This window comes from Christiangramia aquimixticola (assembly GCF_048285835.1).
Classification (GTDB): Bacteria; Bacteroidota; Bacteroidia; order Flavobacteriales; family Flavobacteriaceae; genus Christiangramia; species Christiangramia aquimixticola.
In genome coordinates this window covers 1-24,644 of sequence record NZ_JBLVTL010000006.1, presented here as the reverse complement: position 1 = coordinate 24,644, position 24,644 = coordinate 1, and the positions used below count along the sequence as shown (strand labels likewise).

At 38.4% G+C, this 24,644-nt stretch carries 22 protein-coding genes; 10 read left to right on the top strand and 12 right to left on the bottom strand.

Annotated features, from left to right (window positions below; translation table 11 throughout):
- The first annotated feature begins 1 nt into the window (after window position 1).
- Entirely contained in the window at window positions 2–1,396 is a 1,395-nt protein-coding gene (locus tag ACNKXV_RS12055; protein ID WP_417907989.1) for an exopolysaccharide biosynthesis polyprenyl glycosylphosphotransferase, read from the top strand.
- A 17-nt stretch (window positions 1,397–1,413) separates the two neighbouring features.
- Here the strand turns inward: ACNKXV_RS12055 and lnt are convergent, their stop codons facing one another.
- Window positions 1,414–3,009 carry an apolipoprotein N-acyltransferase gene (gene lnt, locus ACNKXV_RS12050; protein ID WP_417907988.1) on the bottom strand — a complete coding sequence of 532 codons (1,596 nt, stop codon included), beginning with the start codon at window positions 3,007–3,009 and terminating at the stop codon, window positions 1,414–1,416.
- A 150-nt stretch (window positions 3,010–3,159) separates the two neighbouring features.
- On the opposite strand from lnt, the gene ACNKXV_RS12045 reads away from it, so the two are divergent.
- Entirely contained in the window at window positions 3,160–3,909 is a 750-nt protein-coding gene (locus ACNKXV_RS12045; RefSeq protein ID WP_417908148.1) for a CDP-alcohol phosphatidyltransferase family protein, read from the top strand.
- On the opposite strand, the gene lptB is transcribed toward ACNKXV_RS12045, so the two are convergent.
- Genes lptB through ACNKXV_RS12025 form a run of 4 tightly spaced genes read right to left on the bottom strand, consistent with a single transcriptional unit; the run spans window position 3,902 to window position 6,835 of the window.
- Window positions 3,902–4,642: an LPS export ABC transporter ATP-binding protein gene (gene lptB / locus ACNKXV_RS12040; protein ID WP_417907987.1), complete on the bottom strand. Its 741-nt coding sequence runs from the start codon at window positions 4,640–4,642 to the stop codon at window positions 3,902–3,904. The genes ACNKXV_RS12045 and lptB overlap by 8 nt on opposite strands.
- Before the next feature lie 40 nt (window positions 4,643–4,682).
- Window positions 4,683–5,033 carry a carboxymuconolactone decarboxylase family protein gene (locus tag ACNKXV_RS12035; protein ID WP_417907986.1) on the bottom strand — a complete coding sequence of 117 codons (351 nt, stop codon included), beginning with the start codon at window positions 5,031–5,033 and terminating at the stop codon, window positions 4,683–4,685.
- A 3-nt stretch (window positions 5,034–5,036) separates the two neighbouring features.
- Window positions 5,037–5,831 carry a twin-arginine translocase subunit TatC gene (tatC, locus tag ACNKXV_RS12030; protein ID WP_417907985.1) on the bottom strand — a complete coding sequence of 265 codons (795 nt, stop codon included), beginning with the start codon at window positions 5,829–5,831 and terminating at the stop codon, window positions 5,037–5,039.
- A 38-nt stretch (window positions 5,832–5,869) separates the two neighbouring features.
- Window positions 5,870–6,835 (bottom strand): KpsF/GutQ family sugar-phosphate isomerase, encoded by a 966-nt coding sequence (locus ACNKXV_RS12025; RefSeq protein WP_417907984.1) that lies wholly within the window; start codon window positions 6,833–6,835, stop codon window positions 5,870–5,872.
- 84 nt (window positions 6,836–6,919) lie between these two features.
- Between ACNKXV_RS12025 and ACNKXV_RS12020 the strand changes: the two genes are divergently transcribed.
- A complete protein-coding gene (locus ACNKXV_RS12020; protein ID WP_417907983.1) occupies window positions 6,920–9,115 on the top strand; it encodes a RecQ family ATP-dependent DNA helicase in 2,196 nt (731 codons plus the stop codon).
- An 80-nt stretch (window positions 9,116–9,195) separates the two neighbouring features.
- Here the strand turns inward: ACNKXV_RS12020 and ACNKXV_RS12015 are convergent, their stop codons facing one another.
- From ACNKXV_RS12015 to ACNKXV_RS12005, 3 genes are all read right to left on the bottom strand, one after another.
- Complete coding sequence (locus ACNKXV_RS12015; protein WP_417907982.1) at window positions 9,196–9,798, bottom strand: PorT family protein; 603 nt, start codon at window positions 9,796–9,798, stop codon at window positions 9,196–9,198.
- Between the two features lie 120 nt (window positions 9,799–9,918).
- The gene (locus ACNKXV_RS12010) at window positions 9,919–10,872 is read right to left on the bottom strand and encodes a transketolase family protein (protein ID WP_417907981.1); all 954 of its coding nucleotides are present in this window, start codon (window positions 10,870–10,872) and stop codon (window positions 9,919–9,921) included.
- A 41-nt stretch (window positions 10,873–10,913) separates the two neighbouring features.
- Window positions 10,914–11,759 (bottom strand): transketolase, encoded by an 846-nt coding sequence (locus ACNKXV_RS12005; RefSeq protein WP_417907980.1) that lies wholly within the window; start codon window positions 11,757–11,759, stop codon window positions 10,914–10,916.
- Window positions 11,760–11,926: 167 nt separating this feature from the next.
- Here ACNKXV_RS12005 and tgt point away from each other — a divergent pair, with 167 nt between their 5' ends.
- From tgt to ACNKXV_RS11970, 7 genes are all read left to right on the top strand, one after another.
- Window positions 11,927–13,057, top strand: coding sequence for a tRNA guanosine(34) transglycosylase Tgt (gene tgt / locus ACNKXV_RS12000; protein ID WP_417907979.1), 1,131 nt, complete (start codon window positions 11,927–11,929; stop codon window positions 13,055–13,057).
- A gap of 9 nt (window positions 13,058–13,066) precedes the next feature.
- A complete protein-coding gene (locus tag ACNKXV_RS11995) occupies window positions 13,067–14,143 on the top strand; it encodes an LptF/LptG family permease (protein WP_417907978.1) in 1,077 nt (358 codons plus the stop codon).
- Window positions 14,144–14,241: 98 nt separating this feature from the next.
- Window positions 14,242–15,195: an acetyl-CoA carboxylase carboxyltransferase subunit alpha gene (locus tag ACNKXV_RS11990; RefSeq protein ID WP_417907977.1), complete on the top strand. Its 954-nt coding sequence runs from the start codon at window positions 14,242–14,244 to the stop codon at window positions 15,193–15,195.
- A 169-nt stretch (window positions 15,196–15,364) separates the two neighbouring features.
- Window positions 15,365–16,912, top strand: coding sequence for a replicative DNA helicase (gene dnaB / locus ACNKXV_RS11985; protein ID WP_417907976.1), 1,548 nt, complete (start codon window positions 15,365–15,367; stop codon window positions 16,910–16,912).
- 58 nt (window positions 16,913–16,970) lie between these two features.
- Entirely contained in the window at window positions 16,971–18,233 is a 1,263-nt protein-coding gene (locus ACNKXV_RS11980) for an asparagine synthetase B (protein WP_417907975.1), read from the top strand.
- A 9-nt stretch (window positions 18,234–18,242) separates the two neighbouring features.
- Window positions 18,243–18,674, top strand: a complete 432-nt coding sequence (locus tag ACNKXV_RS11975; protein ID WP_417907974.1) for a secondary thiamine-phosphate synthase enzyme YjbQ — start codon at window positions 18,243–18,245, stop codon at window positions 18,672–18,674.
- 17 nt (window positions 18,675–18,691) lie between these two features.
- The gene (locus tag ACNKXV_RS11970) at window positions 18,692–20,827 is read left to right on the top strand and encodes a cation:proton antiporter (protein WP_417907973.1); all 2,136 of its coding nucleotides are present in this window, start codon (window positions 18,692–18,694) and stop codon (window positions 20,825–20,827) included.
- Window positions 20,828–20,879: 52 nt separating this feature from the next.
- Here ACNKXV_RS11970 and rplT read toward each other — a convergent pair whose 3' ends face one another.
- From rplT to thrS, 4 genes are all read right to left on the bottom strand, one after another.
- Window positions 20,880–21,224 carry a 50S ribosomal protein L20 gene (rplT, locus tag ACNKXV_RS11965; protein WP_417907972.1) on the bottom strand — a complete coding sequence of 115 codons (345 nt, stop codon included), beginning with the start codon at window positions 21,222–21,224 and terminating at the stop codon, window positions 20,880–20,882.
- A 109-nt stretch (window positions 21,225–21,333) separates the two neighbouring features.
- On the bottom strand, window positions 21,334–21,531 hold the full coding sequence (gene rpmI, locus ACNKXV_RS11960; RefSeq protein ID WP_417907971.1) for a 50S ribosomal protein L35: 198 nt from the start codon (window positions 21,529–21,531) through the stop codon (window positions 21,334–21,336).
- A gap of 37 nt (window positions 21,532–21,568) precedes the next feature.
- Window positions 21,569–22,120 (bottom strand): translation initiation factor IF-3, encoded by a 552-nt coding sequence (gene infC, locus ACNKXV_RS11955; protein ID WP_417908147.1) that lies wholly within the window; start codon window positions 22,118–22,120, stop codon window positions 21,569–21,571.
- A 21-nt stretch (window positions 22,121–22,141) separates the two neighbouring features.
- The gene (thrS, locus tag ACNKXV_RS11950; RefSeq protein ID WP_417907970.1) at window positions 22,142–24,094 is read right to left on the bottom strand and encodes a threonine--tRNA ligase; all 1,953 of its coding nucleotides are present in this window, start codon (window positions 24,092–24,094) and stop codon (window positions 22,142–22,144) included.
- Window positions 24,095–24,644 lie beyond the last annotated feature (550 nt).

Genomic DNA, 24,644 nt, shown 5'->3' with positions numbered 1-24,644 from the left:
AATGTCCCAAAAGCCCCTATTGCATTTTGAGATTTCAGAACGTAAATTACTACTGAGGCTGTTCGATATATTCGGAGTCCTCTTGGTACTTACGCTGGTAGGTGTTGTATTTAAATTTGATTATTTCAGAATAACTGCCGATAACTGGACCTGGACTTTGGTGCTGGTTTTATACCTAATTTTATTCGGAAACGTTTTTGAATTATATGATCTGCAAAAAGCTGATAGGTTTGATAGTGTAATTAAGAATGTACTATTAACTACAAGCCTTACCGTACTCTTTTATATATTAACACCTTTTTTAACTCCGACACTACCTGAAAACAGACTGCAAATTCTGTTCTTCTTCATCTCCATGGCCACTTATTTAATCGTCTGGCGGTCCTTGTATATCAGTCTGATTTCCAGTCCGAGATTTTACAAACGAGTCCTTGTGGTTGGAGATTCATTTGACATAAAACTTATAGCTGAATCTCTTCAGAAAGCCGATCCTAACTATCATGTAGTAGGTTACATCAATACAGACCAAAAATTAAAAACGGAGCTTCCCCGGGAAGATTTGTTGAGGTTTGAAGTTGTTGAACTACAAGATGTTATATCAGAACATCATATCAATGAAATCGTCGTAGCCAGCGCCTATAAACGCGGACTAATGCTTCCCTTGTATAATCAGCTAAGTTTATTGCTTAAAAAGGGATTCCCCATCAGGGACTATACTCAGGTATATGAAGAGATTACCAGGCGAATTCCGGTACAAAATGTCGATAAGGATTTCTATAAATATTTCCCATTTAGCCGAAGTAATCAGAATAAATTCTACATGCTGGCTTTCCGGGTTATCGATATAATTGTATCCATTGTAGGGATTATGGTTGGCGTTATTTTTATTCCTTTCATTCTAATTGGAAATCTTTTAGGTAACAGAGGAAAATTATTTTATTCCCAGAAGAGGGTTGGAAAACATGGAAAGGTTTTTAAAATTCTTAAGCTTAGAACTATGGCCGGCGATGCCGAGGTTTCCGGGCCTCAATTTACTCAAAAAGGAGATTATCGGGTTACCAGTTTTGGTAGAATTCTTAGAAGAGCAAGAGTAGATGAAATACCTCAATTCTATAATGTCCTGGTGGGTGACATGAGTTTAATTGGTCCAAGACCGGAAAGGCCACATTTTGTAAAGGAACTTTCTGAAATGATCCCTTTTTATGACACCAGGCACGTGATTAAACCCGGTCTAACCGGCTGGGCACAGGTGATGGCGAATTACGGTGATTGTTATGAAGACAGTCTTGAAAAACTTCAGTACGATTTATATTATATTAAACATCGTAGTATTTTTCTGGATCTTAGTATCATCCTAAAAACGATGAGCACTGTTATTTTCTTTAGGGGACAATAACCAGCTAATTATAAAATTTAAGAGGGCCGTGTTCTTCTGTATTTTACCATTGCAAACAGGAAAATAAATAATGCCAGGAATTGAGCAATCCTTGCCAGATAATCTCCATACTTCACATAGAAAGTTTTTTCAGAATTAAGACCAATTTTACCCGAGATAAATCCCTGCTTTTCATATCCGAGTTTCTCTACGATATCACCACGGGAATTTATAATGGCTGAAATCCCTGTATTGGCACTTCTGGCAACATATCTCCTGTTCTCCACCGCTCGTAATCTGGCATAACTTAAATGCTGCTTATGCCCCTGCGTATTTCCCCACCAGGCATCGTTGGTGATAATACTTAAAAAACTTGCATTATTGTTCACGTAACCGGTCACATATTCTCCGTAAACAGATTCATAGCAAATAATTGGTGCAGTGCCGGTAGATTTATTTAGATAAAGGACTTCGCGTTCTTCCTGTGTAGTTTTCATCGCTACTGTGCCGCCCAGATCTATCATGATGTTTCCCAGAATTGGTTTTAAAATATTCTGATATGGAAAATTTTCTACTCCAACCACAAGTTTCGATTTGTGATACAATTGTAAGCTATCTATATTATTGCTTAGTAAGTAGGCCGAGTTATAATCATCATACCAGTCCATTGGGCCCAGTTGATTGGACTGTTTTCTTACTTTGGCAGGATCATTAAATCTTTCGTATAAAGTGATTCCTCCCAGAAAATTGGTCTTTTCATTTATTCTGGCGATTTGCCGGGCATAAAAAACCGCTTCTGAATTGGGGAAATTAGTGAGTCTGGTGCCATCGGCAAAAACAGTCTCCGGCGCTATTACCAGAGCAGTTGAATCTGTAATGGCCTGTCGGCTTAAATTCAGCAGAAGCTCTCCAATTCGCGAATCGGTTGTATTATATTTTTCTGTATATGGATTGATGTTTGGCTGTAATAGTGCTACTTCAATAGTTTCAGAAGGCTCCTCATGCGTATTATAAATATAGAAGGATATCAATAAAGGTATTCCAAGAAGGAGCAGGGATTTAACTGAAGTCCTGATGATTAAAGATTTTTCCCTGAATTCCTGATATTGCAGGATTCCTTTAAAGATGGCGATATTTAATAGCCAAACCCATAATGTCCCACCAAAAGTTCCGGTATATTCATACCATTGTACCCAGCTGATATATTCTGAAAATACATTTCCAAGATTTAACCATGGCCAGGAGAAGTCCCAGTTTAAATGTATTTTTTCAAATACCATCCATATACTAACCAAAAAAGCTGCCGCAGCACTGAAACCTGTTCGTTTGGCAACAAGGTGATATAGCATAAATACTCCCGACATTAAAAGTGAATTAGCCAACACGGCAAACACACCTCCAAAGGGAGTTGAAAAATAGATCCAATAAGTGGTGATAACATTCCAGATGAAAAAGCTCAAATAAGCCAGCCCAAAAACTTTTAATTTCTTTCTTTTAACTGATTTATTCCTAATTCGGAATTCAGCTAACAGTAAAGGGACAAATGCAAAGAATATGAATAAGGGAAAACCATAGGTTGGCCATGAAACAGCCAGCAGGATTCCGCTCAACAATGCATAAAAAAAGTTTTTCATAGAATTTGAAGTCTGCTCAAAAATAACAAACTTCTTTGGGAAGATCTTCAATTTTGTAGAAATCCGGATAGCAGAACCTACAATAACATTTTTTTATAGATGCTTTAATTACAAAATAGTAGATTAGTGCCATCATTATTACAATTTACTATGGGTTTTAAACGACATATTCCAAATCTCATTACATCACTTAATTTGCTAAGCGGAAGTATTGCCTTGATCTTTGCTGTAAAAGGAAATTTGGTGCTGGCTGCGATTTTTGTAGCTGCCGGAATCTTCTTTGACTTTTTCGACGGACTTGCGGCTAGACTTTTAAATGTAAAAAGTGAAGTGGGATTACAACTTGATTCTCTGGCAGATGTGGTGACCAGTGGAGTAGTGCCGGGAATTGTAATGTATCAATTGCTTGCAAAGGCTTTGCCTGCAGGAGATGGGCTAGGAGCCGACTGGAATTCCACGGCTTTCGATTTTCATTTAAAACCTTTTGCTTTAATAGGTTTACTAATAATAGTTGCTTCGGCTTACAGATTGGCTAAATTCAATGTAGATGACCGTCAAACCGATTCTTTTATTGGTCTTCCCACCCCCGCGAATGCATTATTGATTTTAAGTTTACCACTTATATTAACCTTTCAGCCCGGACCAATCATTTCGGGATTATTGCTAAATGAATGGTTTCTTGTTGGTTTAACTGTAGTAAGCTGTTATTTGCTGAATGCAGAATTACCACTGTTTGCTTTAAAATTCTCTGACTGGAGCTTTAAAGAAAACAAGCTTAGATACTTCTTTATTTTAAGTTGTGTGGTATTGATAATCTTCCTGAAGTTTATTTCTATTCCGGTGATTATCCTGCTGTACGTTTTACTTTCGATGATATCGAATAGAAAAGCGATTAGTTAAAAAGCTTTTTCTTTCTTAACTCAAAGTTCTGGCCCAGGTATACTTTTCTTACCATTTCATCTTCAGCCAGTTCTTCAGGGATACCATGTTTCAGGATGCTTCCTTCAAACATCAGGTAAGTTCTGTCTGTAATGGCAAGAGTTTCCTGTACGTTATGATCGGTAATAAGAATCCCTATATTCTTGTCTTTTAATTGAGCTACAATTCTCTGAATATCTTCCACCGCAACCGGATCTACTCCCGCAAAAGGTTCATCCAGTAATATAAAGTTTGGGTCTGTAGCCAGAGCCCGTGCAATTTCTGTTCTTCGTCGTTCACCACCACTTAATAGATCACCGCGATTTTTTCGGATATGGCCCAAACCAAATTCTTCTATAAGCGACTCCATTTTCATCTGCCGTTCTTTTTTCGACAGCTTGGTAAGCTCCAAAACACTCATGATATTATCTTCGATACTCAGCTTTCTAAAAACTGAAGCTTCCTGAGCCAGATACCCAATTCCATGCTGAGCTCTTTTGTACATGGGGTATTTGGTAATGTTCTGCTTATCCAGGATAATATTACCGCTGTTAGGTTTTATCAAACCTACGATCATATAAAATGAAGTTGTTTTTCCGGCTCCATTCGGCCCAAGTAATCCAACGATCTCTCCCTGGTTCACTTCAACCGAAATACCTTTAACAACATTTCTTCCTTTATAGGTCTTTATAAGATTTTCAGCGCGTAGTTTCATAGTTGATCTTTATTCTGAATAAGCAGAAATTGTACCGTTCTTATTCTTTATTCTCCTCAAGTTCTTCCCAGTATTCGAAAGCTCTTCTCAAATGGGGAATCACAATGGTTCCTCCAATCAGGGTCCCAATACTTAAGGTTTCCATTACTTCTTCTCTGGAAATTCCTTCCTTATGGCTTGCTTCCAGGTGATATTTTACACAATCGTCACATCTTAATACCGTTGAAGCAACCAGTCCCAGAAGCTCTTTTGTTTTCTTGTCCAAAGCACCTTCAGCAAAAGCATTGGTGTCCAGATTAAAGATCCTTTTAAGGACCTTGTTATTTTCAGACAAAATCTTGTCGTTCATTTTGGCGCGGTACGAATTAAATTCGTCTACCTTATTTGTCATAGCTTATTTTTTTAATTTTTCTTCTTCTTTTTTGTACATGAATTTTGAAATGATGATACTCACTTCATATAATATCAGTACGGGGATAGCAACAATGATCTGGCTCACGATGTCCGGCGGAGTAATAATCGCCGAAAGGATCAAAACGATCACCAGTGCATATTTTCTGTATTTTTTCAGGAACTCAGGAGTGACTATTCCAACCTTCGTAAGAAAATAGATCACTATGGGAAGTTCGAAAATTAGTCCGCTGGCAAGTACTGAAGCTCTTACCAGGCTTATATAACTACTTAGATCAAAATCGTTGAAAACGGTATCACTTACCTGATATTTTCCCAGGAAATTGATGGATAATGGAGTTACCACATAATATCCAAAAAGTACTCCTAAAAAGAAAAGCAGGGAAGTTATAAAGATAAATCCTTTGGCATGCCTGCGTTCATGACCATGCATCGCGGGAGCCACGAATTTCCAGAATTCATAGATAACATAAGGAAAGGCTATAATGAAACCTGCAGTTATGGAGGTCCAGACGTGTGCAGAAAATTGACCGCCCATGGTTCTACTTTGAATCCGGAAAGGCATTTCCTGATCACAAAAACCGCCATCAATTCCAAACATTCCGGATAATTTACAAAGCATCTGGTAGGACCAGAAGTCACCCTTCGCAGGTCCAAACAGGAGGACATCAAATATAAATCCTTTTAATACAAAAGCTACGGCTCCGGCAATAACTACAGCCAGTACAGCTCTTATTAAATGCCATCTTAATTCTTCAAGATGGTCTAAAAAAGACATTTCGCTTCCTGGTTCTTCCTGGGGGGCTATTCTCTCCATTACAAAATTCCTTCTCTAATTAAATTGTGCAGATGAACTACACCTATATATTTACCTTTATCAACCGCCAGTAACTGAGATATGTTATTCTTTTCCAGAACTTCCAGGGCTTCAACAGCCAGAGTGTTTTTCTCAATGGTCTTGGGAGCCTTGCTCATAATATCTCGCGCGGTTAGACCTTTAATTTCTTCATGGTCTTTCAGCATTCTTCGTATATCACCATCGGTAATGATCCCGATAATCTTTCCGTTTTCCACCACGGCAGTAACTCCGAGCATCTTTTCAGAAATCTCAATAATGGCATTCGCAACATTGGTATCTGGTGCTACCTGCGGAACCTGATTTTGAGCAACGATATCACCCACTCTTAAGTAGAGCTTTTTTCCCAGCGAACCACCGGGATGGTATTTTGCAAAATCTTTACTGCTGAAACCTTTTAAATTAAGTAGGCTTACCGCAACAGCATCGCCTATCACCATTTGAGCAGTTGTACTGGTAGTTGGAGCAAGATTGTTAGGGCAGGCTTCTTTCTCAACATAGCAGTTAAGAACATAATCTGCTTCCTTGCCTAAAAATGATTCTTTATTGGCAGTAAGACCAATAAGAGTATTATTGAAATTTTTGATAAGCGGTACCAAGACCTTTATTTCCGGACTGTTACCACTTTTAGATATACATATTACTACATCATCCTGCTGTACAATTCCCAGATCTCCATGTATGGCATCTGCTGCATGCATGAAAATAGAAGGAGTGCCGGTAGAATTAAAGGTAGCGACAATTTTATTTGCAATTATGGCACTTTTCCCAATTCCGGTAACCACAACCCGACCCTTTGACCGGTAGATGATCTCTACGGCATTAATAAAATCTTCGTCTATAAAATTTTCGAGGTTCGCAATTGCTTCTGCTTCGTTGGAAATTGTTTCTTTTGCAGAAGAAATGATTTGATCGCTAAGTTTCAAATTAGATTAAATTAAGAATTGCAAGTACTAAAGAAATATGTATATTTAGTTATACAAATGTATGTAAAATTGTAACACAATTGAATGGGTTTAACCGAAATTGATTTACACAAAGAACTGAAGAGGTACTTTGGTTTTAGTCAGTTTAAAGGGCTTCAGGAAGAAGTTATTACTAGCATCGTAAATGGAAATGACACCTTCGTGGTTATGCCAACTGGCGGAGGTAAATCACTATGTTACCAGCTCCCTGCGCTGATACAAGATGGGACCGCAATTGTGGTTTCCCCTCTTATCGCTTTAATGAAGAATCAGGTGGATGCCATTAGAAGTATTTCTTCTGATTATGGCATCGCTCATGTATTGAATTCTTCATTGAATAAAACTGAAGTTAATCAGGTAAAAACAGATATCGCTAACGGTGTTTGTAAGTTGCTTTATGTAGCGCCTGAATCTCTAACCAAAGAAGATTATGTTGATTTTCTGAAAAATCAGACGATCTCTTTCCTGGCGGTGGACGAAGCCCATTGTATTAGTGAATGGGGTCATGATTTTAGACCTGAGTACCGCAATTTGCGTAGCATCCTCCAGCGAATAGGGAATGATATTCCAATTATTGGCTTAACTGCTACGGCAACTCCAAAAGTTCAGGAAGATATTCTCAAAAATCTTGGGATTACCAACGCCAATACTTTTAAAGCTAGTTTTAACAGGCCTAATCTTTACTATGAAGTAAGGCCGAAGACCAAGCACGTAGACGCCGATATCATAAGATTCGTTAAGAAGAATGATGGAAAATCGGGGATCATCTATTGTCTTAGCCGAAAGAAAGTAGAAGAGCTTGCTCAAACTCTACAGGTAAATGGTATAAAAGCCGTGCCTTATCATGCGGGACTGGATGCAAAAACCAGATCCAGACATCAGGATATGTTCCTCATGGAAGATATAGATGTGGTGGTGGCAACCATTGCATTCGGGATGGGAATCGATAAACCCGATGTTAGGTTTGTGATTCATCACGATATTCCTAAAAGTATAGAAAGTTATTATCAGGAAACCGGGCGTGCAGGTAGAGATGGAGGAGAAGGCCATTGTCTGGCATTTTATTCCTATAAGGATATTGAGAAGCTGGAGAAATTCATGAGCGGCAAACCTGTTGCTGAACAGGAAATAGGACATGCATTGCTTCAGGAAGTTGTTGCCTATGCTGAAACTTCGATCTCTCGTAGAAAATTCATTTTGCACTATTTTGGGGAGGAATTCGATTCTGAAACAGGAGAAGGTGCAAGTATGGATGATAACGTGCGTAATCCAAAGAATCGTCATGAGGCTAAGGATGATCTTGAATTATTGCTGAAAACCGTTAAAGAAACCAACCAGTTATATAAATCCAAGGAGATCGTAAAGACTCTAATTGGTAAAAGTAATGCGGTAATTCTGTCTCATAAAACAGATGAGCATCCACTTTTTGGAAAAGGGAGTCATCAAAATTCAGGTTATTGGATGGCCCTTACCAGGCAGGCACTTATCGCCGGTTATTTAAGAAAGGATATTGAAACTTACGGGGTGGTTAAAATCACCCAGAAAGGTCTGGACTACATTGATAATCCTGTTTCATTTATGATGACGGAAGATCATGTTTTTAATGATGCTACAGAAGATGTAATTGTTCAGGATAAAGGAGGAGCTGCGGTTAATGATGAATTGGTTAAAATGCTGAAGGAGCTACGGAAAAAAGTAGCGAAGAAAAAAGACCTTCCACCATTTGTGATTTTCCAGGATCCTTCCTTAGAAGATATGGCTCTGAAATATCCGGTAACCATTGAAGAACTGGGGAACATTCACGGAGTAGGTGAAGGGAAAGCCAAAAAATACGGAAAAGACTTCGTGGAATTGATCTCCCGTTATGTGGAAGATAATGACGTGGTTCGACCCGATGATTTTGTGGTAAAATCCACCGGAGCAAACAGCTCACTTAAACTTTATATCATCCAGAGTGTGGACAGGAAATTACCGTTAACTGATATTGCTTCGGCTAAAGGAATGTCCATGACCGAATTTATAAAGGAAATGGAAGCCATTGTTTATAGCGGTACGAAGCTGAATATAAATTATTGGGTGGACGATATTCTTGATGAAGATCAACAGGAAGAGATTCACGAATATTTTCTGGAAGCTGAATCTGATAAGATCGACGAAGCCATGGAAGAATTTGATGGTGACTACGATGATGAAGAATTAAGGTTATACCGAATTAAATTTATAAGTGAAGTGGCGAATTAATTCTTTCACTTTTAATAATTAAAAAAGCCCGGATTTTTCCGGGCTTTTTCTATTTAATAAGGATTATGTTTTTTTATGTCCTAGAGTGTATAAGCCAAACTCACGATCCATTGAGAAGGTCGGGAATCAACGGTGAAACCGGAATCGGCAGCCATATCTCCACCTCTGGCAGTATTTTCGTCAAAGGCTCCTTCGTAGCGAAGGTCAATCCCAATTCGTCCAAATTGAACCCCTGCTCCGGCTTGATATCCTACAGTAATTTCTTTATCTACCTGGCCAATAGATAGCTGGGAATTTTCCAATTCATTTTTCAAGACATATTGAAATGCCGGTCCTACCTTGATATTCAATGGCCCCAGCACGTTTACTCCCAAAAGTACGGGTGCATCCAGTTTAGTTACCTTATAATCGAAGTTAGAATATTCTGTATTCAACTGGGTATACATTAATTCGGGTCTTATAGAAAAGCCCAAAATTTGAAACTGAGCAAAAAGCCCGGCATGAAAACCAGTTTTGTTCTCTCCATCTTCAAATGAGGATTGAAAGTCTTCAGATGCCATTGCAAAAGATTCATATTCACCGGTGGCACCATAATTCAAACCTCCTTTGATTCCAAAGGCGGCAGTTTGGGCATTCATTCCAAATGCAGTAAAAACAAAGGCAAGCAGCATTAACTTTTTCATATCTTCTTTTTTATTATTTGGCTAATATAACGTTGTTGAAACTAAATTTATTTCCGAAAAAACAAAAAAGCCTTTCAGAAATTCTCCTGAAAGGCCTTAATTATACTGGAATTCAGTAAGTTATTTGCGTTTCAAAACTTTCTCTGATGCTTTGACAATTGCCGCAGCATTCAGTCCATACTTATCCATTAATTGTGCCGGAGTTCCACTTTCACCAAAAGTATCTTTTGTTGCCACGAATTCCTGAGGTGTTGGGTGGTTTTCAGCAAGGGTTCTTGCTACACTTTCTCCAAGTCCTCCCAGGAAATTATGCTCCTCTGCGGTTACAACACATCCTGTTTTCTTAGCTGAGGTGATGATCGCTTCTTCATCAAGAGGTTTAATGGTGTGAATATTGATCACTTCAGCGCTGATACCTTTTTCATTTAATTCAACTGCTGCCTGAACAGCTTCCCAAACTAAATGTCCGGTAGCGATGATGGTTACATCGGTTCCTTCATATAATTTTACAGCTTTTCCAATCTCGAACTTTTGATCTTCCGGAGTGAAATTAGCCACTTTTGGTCTTCCAAAGCGAAGGTAAACCGGGCCATCATGTTCTGCAATGGCGATGGTAGCCGCTTTGGTTTGATTGTAATCACAGGTGTTGATTACCGTCATTCCCGGTAACATTTTCATTAAGCCAAGATCTTCCAGGATCTGGTGAGTAGCCCCGTCTTCTCCTAAAGTTACACCAGCATGGCTGGCACAGATCTTAACATTCTTCCCGGAATAAGCTACACTTTGACGGATCTGATCATACACTCTACCTGTAGCGAAATTTGCGAAAGTACCGGTAAAAGGAATTTTTCCCCCTATGGTCATCCCCGCTGCCATTCCAATCATATTGGCTTCAGCAATTCCAACCTGGAAAAAACGTTCCGGATGGTTGGCTTTAAAATCGTCCATTTTTAATGAACCGGTAAGATCGGCGCAAAGAGCAACTACATTTTCATTGGTTTTTCCAAGCTCGGTAAGCCCATCTCCAAAACCGGATCTTGTATCCTTGCTTCCTGTATTTTTATATTCTTTCATTGTCTTCTAAATTTTGTTATTAACGAATTACAGTTTGGAATTTAGTAATCACCTAAAGTTTCAGGATTCTGAGAAAGTCCTTTCTCTAATTGCTCATCATTTGGAGCTTTCCCGTGCCATGCGTGCGTATGCATCATAAAATCTACGCCATGGCCCATTACTGTAGTCATTAATATACAAACCGGTTTTCCTTTTCCGGTTCTGGATTTGGCCTCTTTAAGACCATTTATCACCTGCTCGATGTCATTTCCATTTTCGATTTCCATTACATCCCATCCAAAAGCTTCAAATTTAGCTTTTAGATTTCCAAGAGGTAAAACATTCTCTGTGCTACCATCTATCTGCTGCCCGTTTAGATCTATCGTAGAAATAATGTTATCAACTTTATTCCCTGCAGCGTACATGATCGCTTCCCAGTTTTGGCCTTCCTGAAGTTCTCCATCTCCGTGAAGTGAATAGACGATATGCTTGTCGTTGTTCAGCTTTTTGGTTTGAGCAGCGCCTAAAGCAACACTCATTCCCTGTCCAAGAGATCCGGAAGCGATTCTAATTCCCGGTAATCCTTCATGAGTTGTTGGATGACCCTGTAATCTTGAATCTATAAGTCTAAAAGTATTCAATTCTTCTACCGGAAAATACCCGCTTCTTGCAAGTACACTATAATAAACAGGAGAAATATGACCATTTGAAAGGAAGAACAGGTCTTCACCTTTTCCGTCCATATCAAAATTGGTGTTGTATTCCATTACCTCCTGGTATAGAGCAGTAAAGAATTCCGTACAGCCCAATGATCCTCCGGGATGTCCCGAATTCACTTTATGAACCTGCCTTAGAATATCTCTGCGGACCTGAGTAGCAAAATCTTGTAATTCGTTGATGTTTGGCATTTTAAATTGTGTTGTTTTATCGTCGCAAAAATAACTTTTTAAAAAGCTTTGGCAAAGCAAGTAATGGGCAGTTATTAACTTTTTGGGTAAAATACTAACAGGCTTAAGCATATGAGTCCTTCCATTTGACATTTAGTTGAGTATCTTTGCTGCGATTAAACATAATTATGGAATTTGAACTTTTAACTACCGATACCGGTAGTAGAGCAAGAGCAGGAAAGATTACTACAGATCATGGGGAAATTGAAACCCCTATTTTTATGCCCGTTGGAACGGTTGGAACTGTAAAAGGGGTACACCAAAATGAATTAAAAGATGATATCAATCCCGATATCATTCTTGGAAATACCTATCATCTCTATTTGAGACCCCAAACCGAAATCCTTAAAAAAGCGGGAGGGCTTCATAAATTCATGAATTGGGATAGGAATATTTTGACCGATAGTGGAGGTTATCAGGTCTATTCCCTTTCGGCACGAAGAAAAATTAAAGAGGAAGGGGTAAAATTCAAATCTCATATTGATGGTTCTTACCATACTTTTACGCCAGAAAATGTTATGGAAATCCAGAGAGCCATTGGAGCCGATATCATTATGGCTTTTGATGAATGTACTCCTTATCCATGTGACTATAATTACGCAAAGCGTTCCATGCACATGACGCACCGCTGGCTGGACAGATGTATTAATCATCTTGAAAAGACACCGGAATTATATGATTATAAACAAACTTTGTTTCCCATTGTTCAGGGAAGTACTTATAAAGATCTAAGAAGACAATCTGCGGAATATATTGCAAATGCAGGCGCATTAGGAAATGCCATTGGTGGACTTTCAGTAGGAGAACCGGCAGAAGAGATGTATGCCATGACCGAGGTGGTTACTGAAATTTTACCAGAAGATAAACCTCGCTACCTGATGGGGGTAGGAACTCCTATTAATATACTTGAGAATATTGCGCTTGGAATTGATATGTTCGATTGTGTGATGCCAACCAGAAATGGTAGAAACGGGATGTTGTTTACCTCTCACGGAACGATCAATATTAAGAATAAGAAATGGGCCGATGATTTTTCACCTATAGATCCGGAAGGGGTGAGTTTTGTGGATTCACAGTATTCAAAAGCTTATGTTCGACATTTATTTACAGTGAACGAGATGCTTGGCAGGCAAATTGCGAGTATTCATAACCTAAGCTTTTACCTCTGGTTGACAAGAGAAGCAAGAAAACATATCTTAGCCGGAGACTTCCCGCAATGGAAAGACAAGATGGTGAAGCAAATGGATAAACGTTTATAATTTTAGAATTTGAAGATTCTTGACTGGTATATATTAAAAAGGTATCTGGGCACGTTCACCATGATGCTGGTCCTTTTTATTCCAATTGGTATTACCGTAAACCTTGCCGAAAAGATTGATAAGATCCTGGATAATGAAGTGCCTTTTATTGAGGTTGCTAATTATTATCTTGATTTTACCATCTATTTTGCCAACCTGTTATTTCCAATCTTTCTGTTTCTATCTGTGATTTGGTTTACCTCCAAACTGGCGATGAATACAGAAATTGTGGCCTTTTTAAGTAGTGGTGTTTCTTTCTATAGATTTCTAAGACCCTATCTTATTGGAGCTACTATCGTTTGCGTGGGAGCATTGATCATGGCTATGTATCTGGCTCCTCAGGCAAGTAAAGGATTTAACGAATTCAAATACCAGTATTTAAAACGAGGAGAGCAAACCCAGGAAACCAGTGATGTGTACCGGCAGATCAACGATAATGAGTATATCTATGCCAGTCACTTTCAGCCAAGTTCCAAATCTGCAAGAAATTTTACTCTGGAGCATTTTGAGGATAATGAACTTAAGTTCAAGATAAGTGCTTCTAATTTAAGGTATGATGAAGAGGATAGTATCTATAAACTAAACAGAGTTGATAAACGTATCATTGGAGAAAGAGGAGACAGTATCATCTTCTTAAGAACTCTGGATACCATTCTGCCTTTTGAATTTGATGAACTTACTCCGGAATCTTATATAGCTGAAACACTCAATTACACTGAACTTAATGAGTTCATCGAAAAAGAAAAGAGACGTGGCTCCGGAAATATTAACCGGTATCTCGTAGTGGCTTATAAAAGATGGAGTATCCCAATTTCAGCTTTTATACTTACCATAATTGCAGTTGCGGTATCTTCCTTTAAACGAAGAGGTGGGATGGGTGTAAACCTTGCCGTGGGAATTTCCCTTGCCTTTGTATTTATATTCTTTGACAAGGTGTTTGGAACCATGGCCGAGCAATCTACATTTTCACCTTTGATCGCAGTTTGGTTTCCAAATATTGTATTTGGAGTCCTTGCAATCGTGCTCCTGTTCCGCGCTAAACGCTAATTAAGAAAATCCCTGAAAATTTAAACTTTATCGGTCAATTCTATCCTTTCAAAGTTGTTATATTTGTAAGCTATTAAAAAATAATTACCATAAGCAGTATGGAGTATTTAGATTTTGAACAACCAATTAAAGAGCTAATAGATCAATACGAAAAAGCTTGTAACATAGGAGAAGAGAGCGATGTTGATGTGACTGCTACATGTAAGCAAATTGAGAAAAAGCTAGTTGAAAAGAAAAAGGAGATCTACAAGAACCTGACGCCGTGGCAAAGGGTGCAATTATCAAGACATCCTAACAGACCTTACACTCTTGATTACATCAATGCTATTTGCGGAGATACCTTCCTTGAGTTACACGGGGATAGAAATGTGAAAGATGATAAAGCCATGATTGGTGGTCTTGGAAAAATAGACGATCAGAGTTTCATGTTCGTGGGACAACAAAAAGGTTATAATACCAAGACCAGACAATATAGAAACTTCGGGATGGCAAATCCGGAAGGATACAGAAAGGCTTTACGTCTTATGAAATCTGCAGAGAAGTTTGGTGTGCCTGTAGTTTGTTTCGTGGATACTCCTGGAGCTTATCCGGGATTGGAAGCAGAAGAAAGAGGCCAGGGAGAAGCCATAGCCAGAAACATTCTGGAAATGACCCGCTTAAAAGTGCCTATTATCGTGGTTATTATTGGTGAAGGAGCCAGTGGTGGAGCTTTAGGAATAGGTGTTGGTGATAAAGTACTTATGTTGGAAAATACATGGTACTCTGTGATCTCTCCGGAATCTTGTTCTTCAATTTTATGGCGTAGCTGGGAATACAAGGAAACTGCAGCTGAAGCTTTAAAACTTACGGCTATAGATATGAAGAAACAAAAGCTTATAGATGAGATCGTAAAAGAGCCTCTTGGTGGTGCACATGGAAACCGTGAAGAGATGTTTGATACGGTAAAAAATTCTATTTCCAAAGCTTATTCTGAATTTAAAAACTTATCACCAGAAGTGTTGGTTGAAAACAGAATGAATAAATATTTAGACATGGGAGTGTTTAAAGGATAAGTTCTTTATTTTATACACCATCGTTACAAAATCCGGGCATTACAAATCCGGATTTTTTTGGCTTATTAACAAAAAAAGATACTTATTAACAGGCAATTTGTTGATTACCTGTTAAGTAACTCGATCTTTCTATTTAAGATTGTCTTAACAAATTATTTACCTTCGTTATATGGAAAAAATGACCTCCCCTCAAAATATATCTTATAAAAAATCCAATGTTGTTAGTTTAGAAAAAGGGAAAGTTCCTCCGCAAGCCGTTGATTTAGAAGAGGTTGTGCTGGGGGCGATGATGATTGATAAGAAAGGGGTTGATGAGATCATTGATATTCTTAACCCTGAAGCCTTCTATAAGAACAGTCATAAACTCATTTACGACGCGATCAAAAAATTGTTTGATGCTTCAGAGGCGATTGACTTATTAACCGTTTCTAACCAACTTAAGAAAGATAAGGTTTTTGATAAAGTTGGCGGGGATTACTATTTGATCCAGCTAACTCAAAAAGTATCCAGTTCTGCGCATATTGAATTCCATGCGCGTATCATACTTCAGAAGTATATTCAAAGGAGTTTGATCAAAATTTCGAATGAAATTATTGAAGAAGCATTTGATGAAGGAGCAGATGTTTTTGATCTTTTGGATTCTGCTGAGACTAAACTTTATGAAGTAACTCAGGGGAATATTAAAAGGTCTACTGAAACTGCCCAGAGTCTTGTAATTCAGGCAAAGAAGAAAATTCAGGAAATTTCCAATAAAGAAGGTTTAAGTGGGGTGCCTTCAGGGTTTGATAAACTTGATGAGCTAACTTCAGGATGGCAGCCTTCAGATTTAATTATCGTTGCAGCACGTCCGGGTATGGGTAAAACAGCATTAACCCTGTCTATGGCCAGAAATATTGCTGTAGATCAGGGAATTCCAGTGGCTTTCTTCTCACTGGAGATGTCCTCGGTACAGCTTATAACCCGTTTGATATCTTCGGAAACCGGACTTTCTTCAGAAAAATTAAGGACCGGAAAACTGGAACAGCACGAATGGGAACAGCTAAACGTAAAAGTGAAGGATCTGGAAAAAGCTCCTTTATTTATCGATGATACCCCATCCCTTTCCATTTTCGACCTTAGAGCAAAAGCACGACGTCTGGCTTCGCAACATGGAATTAGAATGATCGTTATCGATTACCTTCAGTTAATGACTGCCGGAGGAAATCAAAAAGGAGGAAACAGGGAGCAGGAAATTTCTACAATTTCCCGTAACCTTAAAGCTCTGGCAAAAGAATTGAATGTGCCGGTAATTGCGCTTTCCCAGCTATCGCGTGCGGTGGAAACCCGTGGAGGAAGTAAACGACCACTGCTTTCTGACCTTAGGGAATCCGGAGCGATCGAGCAGGATGCCGATATTGTATCGTTTATTTACCGACCGGAATATTATAAAATTGAGGAGTGGGATGATGAAGAAAGAACTCCTACTCAGGGTCAGGGTGAATTTATCGTGGCAAAACACCGTAATGGTGGACTTGAAAATATCCGACTTAAATTCATTGGGGAACTAGGTAAATTTGATAATTTAGAAGACTTTAGCTTCCCATCTGAGATTCCTTCAAGTATGAATAGTAAAGATGGAGATGACTTTGGGAATTTTAACTTACCAAATCCAAGTGCCGATGAAGCTTTTGGTAGCTCAATGAATAGCGATGATGATGATAGCGACGTACCGTTCTAAATTTTATAAGCACATTACAGCTTACGGTACCTCATTTCAAAAAAATAAAAGCAGCAATATGATTAAAACCATGTTGCTGCTTTCTTTTTTTATGCTGATTAGTTTTACCTCTCAGGCATCAAAAATTTTGATTCCCATGGATGCCGATTCTCAGGGAAATCATTTGAAAGCTTATGGTCTGGTTTATTTTGCTCTGGAAGATCAGCTTTCCGTCAATTGGTTGCTGAATTACCGTGGAGGTTCCTTTTTAATAAGTGATACTGAAGATTTACGCAAGGAATGCCAGATTAGAGGTGTGGATTTCGAAATTATTAGTGATACTAATGCTGAAAGAATTCTGGAAGAAATTAGCAGTCCTTCAAAAAATATGGAAGCGGTCTCATTGGAAAAGGCGCCCAAAATTGCAGTTTATAGTCCAGCAGGTAATAAACCCTGGGATGATGCCGTGACCATGGCGCTCACATTTGCCGAAATTCCTTATAAAATTATATACGATAAGGAAGTTTTAAATGACGCCTTGCTGCTTTATGATTGGTTGCATTTACACCATGAAGATTTTACCGGGCAATACGGGAAATTTTACAGAACCTTCAGAACAGCTCCCTGGTATATTGAAGATAAAAAAGAAGCTGAACGCCTGGCTCAGGAACTTGGTTATTCAAAGGTTTCTGAAGAAAAACTGGCTGTAGCATTAAAGATCCGGGATTATGTAGTTGGCGGAGGATTTATGTTCGCCATGTGCAGCGCGACCGATAGCTTTGACATTGCTCTCGCGGCTGAAGGAGTTGATATTGCTGAAGCTATGTTCGATGGCGATCCAAGTGAACCCGGCTATCAGGCAAAGATCGACTTTAATAAAACCTTCGCCTTTTACAATTTTGAATTGGAAAGAAGTCCGCTGGTATATGAATTTTCCAGTATCGATATGACAGCAAAAAGACAGATCAAAAAAGAAAGTGATTATTTTACTTTGATGGATTATTCTGCTAAATGGGATGTGGTGCCAACCATGTTAACACAAAACCATACCCGATTAGTAAAAGGGTTTATGGGACAAACCACAAGTTATGATCCGGAGACTGTTAAACCTGGAGTTTTAATAATGGGTGAAAGCAAATTAAATGGAGAGGCAAGATATATTCACGGAGTAAAAGGTAAAGGCTTTTTTACCTTTTATGGAGGTCATGATCCGGAAGATTATCAGCATAGAGTTGGTGATCCAAAAACAGAACTCGAATTACATTCAAATTCGCCGGGCTATAGACTAATTTTAAATAATGTACTATTCCCGGCAGCAAAGAAGAAAGAACAAAAAACCTAGATTTAAAAGATGGAGTTTTTTCAAAAAGAAATAAAGTTAGAAGCAAAACCCAGAGGTTTCCATTTGGTTACCCGGGAGATCTTAAAACAGTTTCCAGAAATAGAGAAAATTGAAATAGGTGTTTTGCAGGTTTTTATAAAACATACTTCTGCCGGATTGGCGATAAACGAAAATGCCGATCCTACGGTAAGAGAAGATTTTGAAAGTCATTTTGATAAGATGGTGCCGGAAAATCAGCCTTATTATAAACATACGCTGGAGGGGCCGGATGACATGCCTGCCCACATAAAATCTGCGCTTACCGGAACTTCAGTCGAGATTCCAATTTCTGGAGGAAAACCAAACCTGGGAACCTGGCAGGGAATTTATTTAGGGGAACATCGAAATAATGGAGGACCAAGGAAACTAGTGCTTACTGCATGGGGCAAATCAGCTTCATAACTAACTAACATACTAAAATGCTGGAATTTTTATATTTGGATTTCAACCTCCCCTTAACCAATCCGGTTCTTAAATTCCTCATTATTCTTCTCATCATTCTTATTATTCCTATTCTTCTGAATAAGGTCAAAGTACCGGCAATCCTGGGCCTGATTATCGCCGGCGCTTTTATAGGTCCCCATGGTTTAAATCTGCTGGAACGAGATAGTGGAATTATCCTGTCCGGAACCGCCGGTTTGTTATATATCATGTTTTTAGCGGGACTGGAAATAGATTTAGGTGATTTTAAAAAGAACAGGTCAAAAAGCTTGCTATTTGGTTTGTATACATTTTCTATTCCCATGGTTTTAGGGATTTTAGGCGGCCTTTACTTGCTGGAATATAATCTTATCACTTCTGTATTGTTGGCAAGTATGTTCGCCTCACATACGCTTATTGCCTACCCATTGGTTCGCCGAATAGGTATTAGCAGGAATATTGCGGTTAATATTAGCGTAGGTGGTACTATCATTACAGATACCCTTGCATTATTAGTGCTTGCGGTAATTGTAGGGATGAGCAGGGGGGAAGTGGATCTTTTTTTCTGGGTAAGACTTATAGTCTCCGTGCTTATTTTTAGCATAATCGTTTTATATCTATTTCCTATAATAGCTAAATGGTTTTTTAATAAAATATCTGATGCGGTTAGTCAGTATATTTTTGTTTTAAGCATGGTATTTCTGGCTGCTTTTCTTTCTGAACTTGCCGGAATTGAAGGAATTATAGGTGCATTTTTGTGTGGCCTGTCTTTAAACTCATTGATCCCACGACAATCTCCGCTAATGGACAAGGTAGAGTTTGTTGGAAATGCGATTTTTATTCCCTTCTTTTTAATTGGAATTGGGATGCTTATCGATTATGAATTGTTCTTTTCAGATTTAGGCAGTTTAAAGGTAGGTGGAGTAATGATTCTTATAGCAACCACAGGGAAATACATCGCGGCAAAATTGGCGCAATATTCCATGAAGCTATCTTCTAACGAAGGATTGATGATCTTTGGATTAAGCAACGCACAGGCGGCAGCAACTTTAGCTGCAGTTTTAATAGGCCATAATATAATCCTGGGATATACAGCTGCCGGGTTACCTATCAGGTTGCTGAATGAAGAAGTACTGAACGGAACTATTTTAATGATCCTCTTTACCTGTACGGTAGCTTCTTTTGCCACAGAAAGGGCAGGAAGAGGAATATTGGCTGAAAAAGCGAAAGAAACCGGAAATATCCCTGATGAAAAATCCCGGATTCTTATTCCTATTAAAAATGAAAATAATGTAGAAGATCTTATAAATTTTGCCTCCAGACTTCAATCTGAAAATTCAGAAACATCACTTATGGGCTTAAATATAGTATCAAGTTCAGAAGGAAGTGATTCACGGCTAAAAGCAGTGAAAATGCTGGAACATGCAAAAACCGCTGCCGGTAAAACAAATAATAAACTTGAAGGGATTATAAGATATGATGATAATGTTAGCAAAGCAATTTCTGCTGTAATCAAGGAGAATGAGATAACAGATCTGGTACTGGGTTTACATACCCGGGCCGGTGAGGGTGATACTAATCTTGGAATGTTTACTGAAGCTTTATTAAATTCTTCCGAAGTAAATATCTATATATATAAACCTCATATATCTGCACGGGATATAACGAAATATCTGGTTGTAATCCCGGAACATGCCGAACTTGAAATGGGCTTTTATTCACTTTTAACCAAACTACATAACCTTGCTGTTAATTCCCAGGTGACTTTAAAGATTTATTGCTTTACGGGCGTTAAGCATATCTTGGAAACTTTTATGACCGATGGCCGGTTGAAAGTTGAGATTGATCCGGTATTTGAGAATATAGATATTTCAAAAGTAATGGCAAGTGCGGTATCCACTGAAGCGATTATTTTCTTTATGAACAGGAGGGATGAGAAACCCTATGCGTCATATATGGATTCTCTGCCTGGATTATTACAGGATAATAATACTGGAAATGCATTCTTTCTGTGGTATTCCAATTCCACAAAGTATGGAAACTTAAGGAAAAACCTTATTAATGCTTCCCTTGATGAACCCGTAGAAAAACTTGAAGGAGCTATAAGGAAACTGATCAAAGGTCGAAAGGCTTAAAAACAAAAAATCCCGCAATATGCGGGATTTTTTTATAAGAGAGTGTAATCGTTTATTTTACTTTTTCTACAATTGCTTTGAAAGCCTCTGGGTGATTCATCGCCAAATCGGCAAGAACCTTACGGTTCAATCCAATTTCACTGGCGTTAAGTTTCCCCATAAATTGAGAATAAGATAATCCTTCTTGTCTGGCTGCAGCGTTAATACGCATAATCCATAAAGAACGGAAGTTTCGTTTCTTAGCTTTACGGTCTCTGTATGCATAAAGCATAGCTTTATCAACCGCATTTTTAGCAACAGTCCAAACGTTTTTACGACGTCCGAAATAACCTTTTGCTTGCTTTAAAACTTTTTTTCTACGTGCCCTTTTGGCAACTGAGTTTACTGATCTTGGCATATTTTTAAATTTTTTTGTAGCAGGCGGTCAAAATTTGACACTTCTAAAATCTTTCGATTTTGCCCAACTCCATGGTGAAATTAATTAATTAAACCTCAAGAGCTTCAATCTACTTTAAACGTAGTTGAAGTTTGACATTGGCCTCATCTGCTTCATGTACTAAAGTACTGTGAGTTAAGGCAAGCTTACGTTTCTTAGACTTCTTTGTTAAGATGTGACTCTTAAACGCGTGCTTTCTTTTAATCTTACCTGTACCTGTTAGCTTAAAACGCTTCTTGGCACTGGATTTAGTTTTCATCTTAGGCATTGCTGTCCTTTTTTTATAATTAACTCTCTTATTCTCTTTATTTCGATTTCTTAGTTGGAGATAAAAACATAGTCATTCGTTTCCCTTCCAACTTAGGCATTTGCTCTACTTTACCGTAATCTTCAAGATCCTGAGCCAATCTTAAAAGTAGGATCTCTCCTTTATCTTTAAAGACGATTGACCGTCCTTTGAAAAATACGAAAGCCTTTAGCTTAGCACCGTCCTTTAAGAATTTTTCAGCATTTCGCTTTTTGAATTCGTAATCATGGTCATCTGTATTGGGACCAAATCGAATTTCTTTTACCACCACCTTGCTGGCTTTAGCTTTCATGGCCTTTTCACGTTTCTTTTGTTCATAAAGAAACTTCTTATAGTCCATGACTTTCACAACCGGCGGTTTTGCGTTTGGAGATATCTCTACAAGATCAAGACCTTGTTCTTCTGCAATCGCAAGGGCTTTCTTTACCGGATAAACATCCATTTCCACGTTATCTCCAACCAGGCGTACTTCGTCTGCTTTGATCTTCTCGTTGATTCGGTGTTGTTCTTCTTTTTGTCGACCGAACCTGTTCGGTTTTTTTCTACGTATAGCTATGGCTCAAAATTTTAATTAAACTTCAGTTTTAAAAGGCTTTAAGGTACTATTGATTTCTGTATTAATCAAATTTGCAAATTCTTCAATCTTCATTGTTCCTAAATCACCTTCGCTGTGTCTACGTACAGAAATCGTACCATCTTTGGCTTCCTGCTCTCCAACTATCAGCATATATGGGAATTTGTTTACTTCAGCTTCCCTGATCTTCTTGCCAATAGTTTCATTTCTGTTGTCAACAAGGGCGCGAATTTCGTGATTTTCAAGCAAAGTTAAAACTTTTTGTGAGTATTTTTCATATTTCTCACTCAGAGACAGAATAATAGCCTGCTCCGGCATCAACCATAATGGAAAATTACCACCGGTATGTTCTAAAAGTATAGCAATAAACCTTTCCATACTGCCAAAAGGAGCACGGTGTATCATCACAGGTCGATGTGACTCATTGTCACTTCCTTTATATGTCAGGTCAAATCTTTCCGGTAAATTGTAGTCAACCTGTATAGTTCCAAGTTGCCAGCTTCTTCCCAGGGCATCTTTAACCATAAAGTCTAATTTAGGTCCATAAAATGCCGCCTCTCCGGTTTCAACTACATAATTTAAACCTTTCTCCTTGGCTGCAGAAAGGATCGCATTCTCTGCCTTTTCCCAAACATCGTCAGATCCTATATATTTTTCCTTATTATCCGGATCCCTAAGCGATACCTGAGCGGTAAAGTTTTCAAATCCTAAAGATGAGAATACATATAAGGTAAGGTCAATAACTTTCTTAAATTCTTCATCCAGCTGTTCCGGCATACAGAAAATATGGGCATCATCCTGAGTAAATCCGCGAACACGGGTAAGACCATGTAATTCACCACTCTGCTCATATCTGTAAACTGTACCAAATTCAGCAAATCTTTTAGGTAGATCCCGGTAGCTCCATGAAGATGCATTATACATTTCACAATGGTGAGGGCAGTTCATAGGTTTAAGCATGAACTCTTCTCCTTCATTAGGAGTGGTAATTGGCTGGAAACTATCCTCGCCATATTTTGCATAGTGGCCAGAAGTTACATATAACTCCTTGCTACCAATATGAGGACTCACTACCATTTCATAACCGGCTTTCTTTTGGGCCTTCTTTAAAAAGTTTTCAAGTCTTTCTCTAAGTGCAGCACCTTTAGGAAGCCATAGCGGAAGTCCCTGTCCCACTTTTTGTGAAAAAGTAAAAAGCTCCAATTCTTTCCCTAGCTTCCGGTGATCTCTTTTCTTTGCTTCTTCCAGAAGTTCAAGATATTCTTTAAGCTCTTTTTGCTTCGGAAAAGAAATACCGTAAACTCTTGTTAACTGAGGGTTCTTCTCGTCGCCTCTCCAATATGCTCCGGCGACACTCATTAATTTCACTGCCTTTACGATACCGGTATTCGGGATGTGACCCCCACGACATAAGTCGGTAAAAGTATCATGATCGCAGAAGGTTATCTCGCCGTCTTCAAGGTTTTCAATTAATTCAACCTTAAAATCGTTGTTTTCTTTCTTATAGAAATCCAAAGCTTCCTGTTTGGAAACTTCTCTAAGTTTAAAATCATGTTTCCCTCTGGCTATCTCCAGCATTCTGTTTTCGATTTTTTTAAAATCGTTATCAGAAATTTTTTGATCCCCAAAATCAACATCATAATAGAATCCGCGCTCAATGGCTGGACCTATGGTTAATTTTGCACGTGGATAGAGGTCCTGAATGGCCTGTGCCATGATATGAGAACTGGAATGCCAGAATGCTTTTTTACCTTCTTCATCATTCCAGGTAAAAAGAACAAGATTACCATCTTCATTTAATGGTGTTGAAGTTTCAACAGTTTCATTATTGAATTTTGCTGAAATAACATTTCTGGCAAGGCCCTCGCTAATGCTTTTTGCTACCTGCATTGGAGTGGTTCCCTGTTCGAATTCTTTAATGCTGCCATCGGGCAGAGTAATCTTGATCATTTTAGTCGCTTTTTGAAGGCAACAAAGATAAGGTGTTACGTTTGTTTGCACAATACATACCATTATATATGTAACGTAAATCTTGAATAGGGGATTAGGGCTATATATATTAAGGTAACCAAGAGGTTTTAGATCCTAAGGAGGAGGTGTAAAGTTTTTTCAGGAATTTATAACTGAGGCTCAGCCACTTAAAATAAATCTAAAAATTTTGCTAAAAAAAGGTTGAAATAGTTTGGCTGCAATTAAAAAACAGCTGTATATTTGCAGCCGCTTTCAGAGGAAGCGGATGTTCACTGACAGTACTGATGACAAGGCTTTTGAGCGGAAATTGCTTCAAAAAATAAATTAAAATTTTTATGATTTTAATTTGGTTGGAAAGAAGAAGTAGTTGTATGTTTGCAGCCGCTTTCAAAACGAGGGTAAGAGTTCATTGATAGTACTACTGATAGGGTTTAAGCGTTGTGAAAGCTTTTAAAAATTAAATTAAAATTTCTTTAAATTTTATTTGGTTGGAGAGCAAAACTCGTTTTATATTTGCACCCGCTTTGGA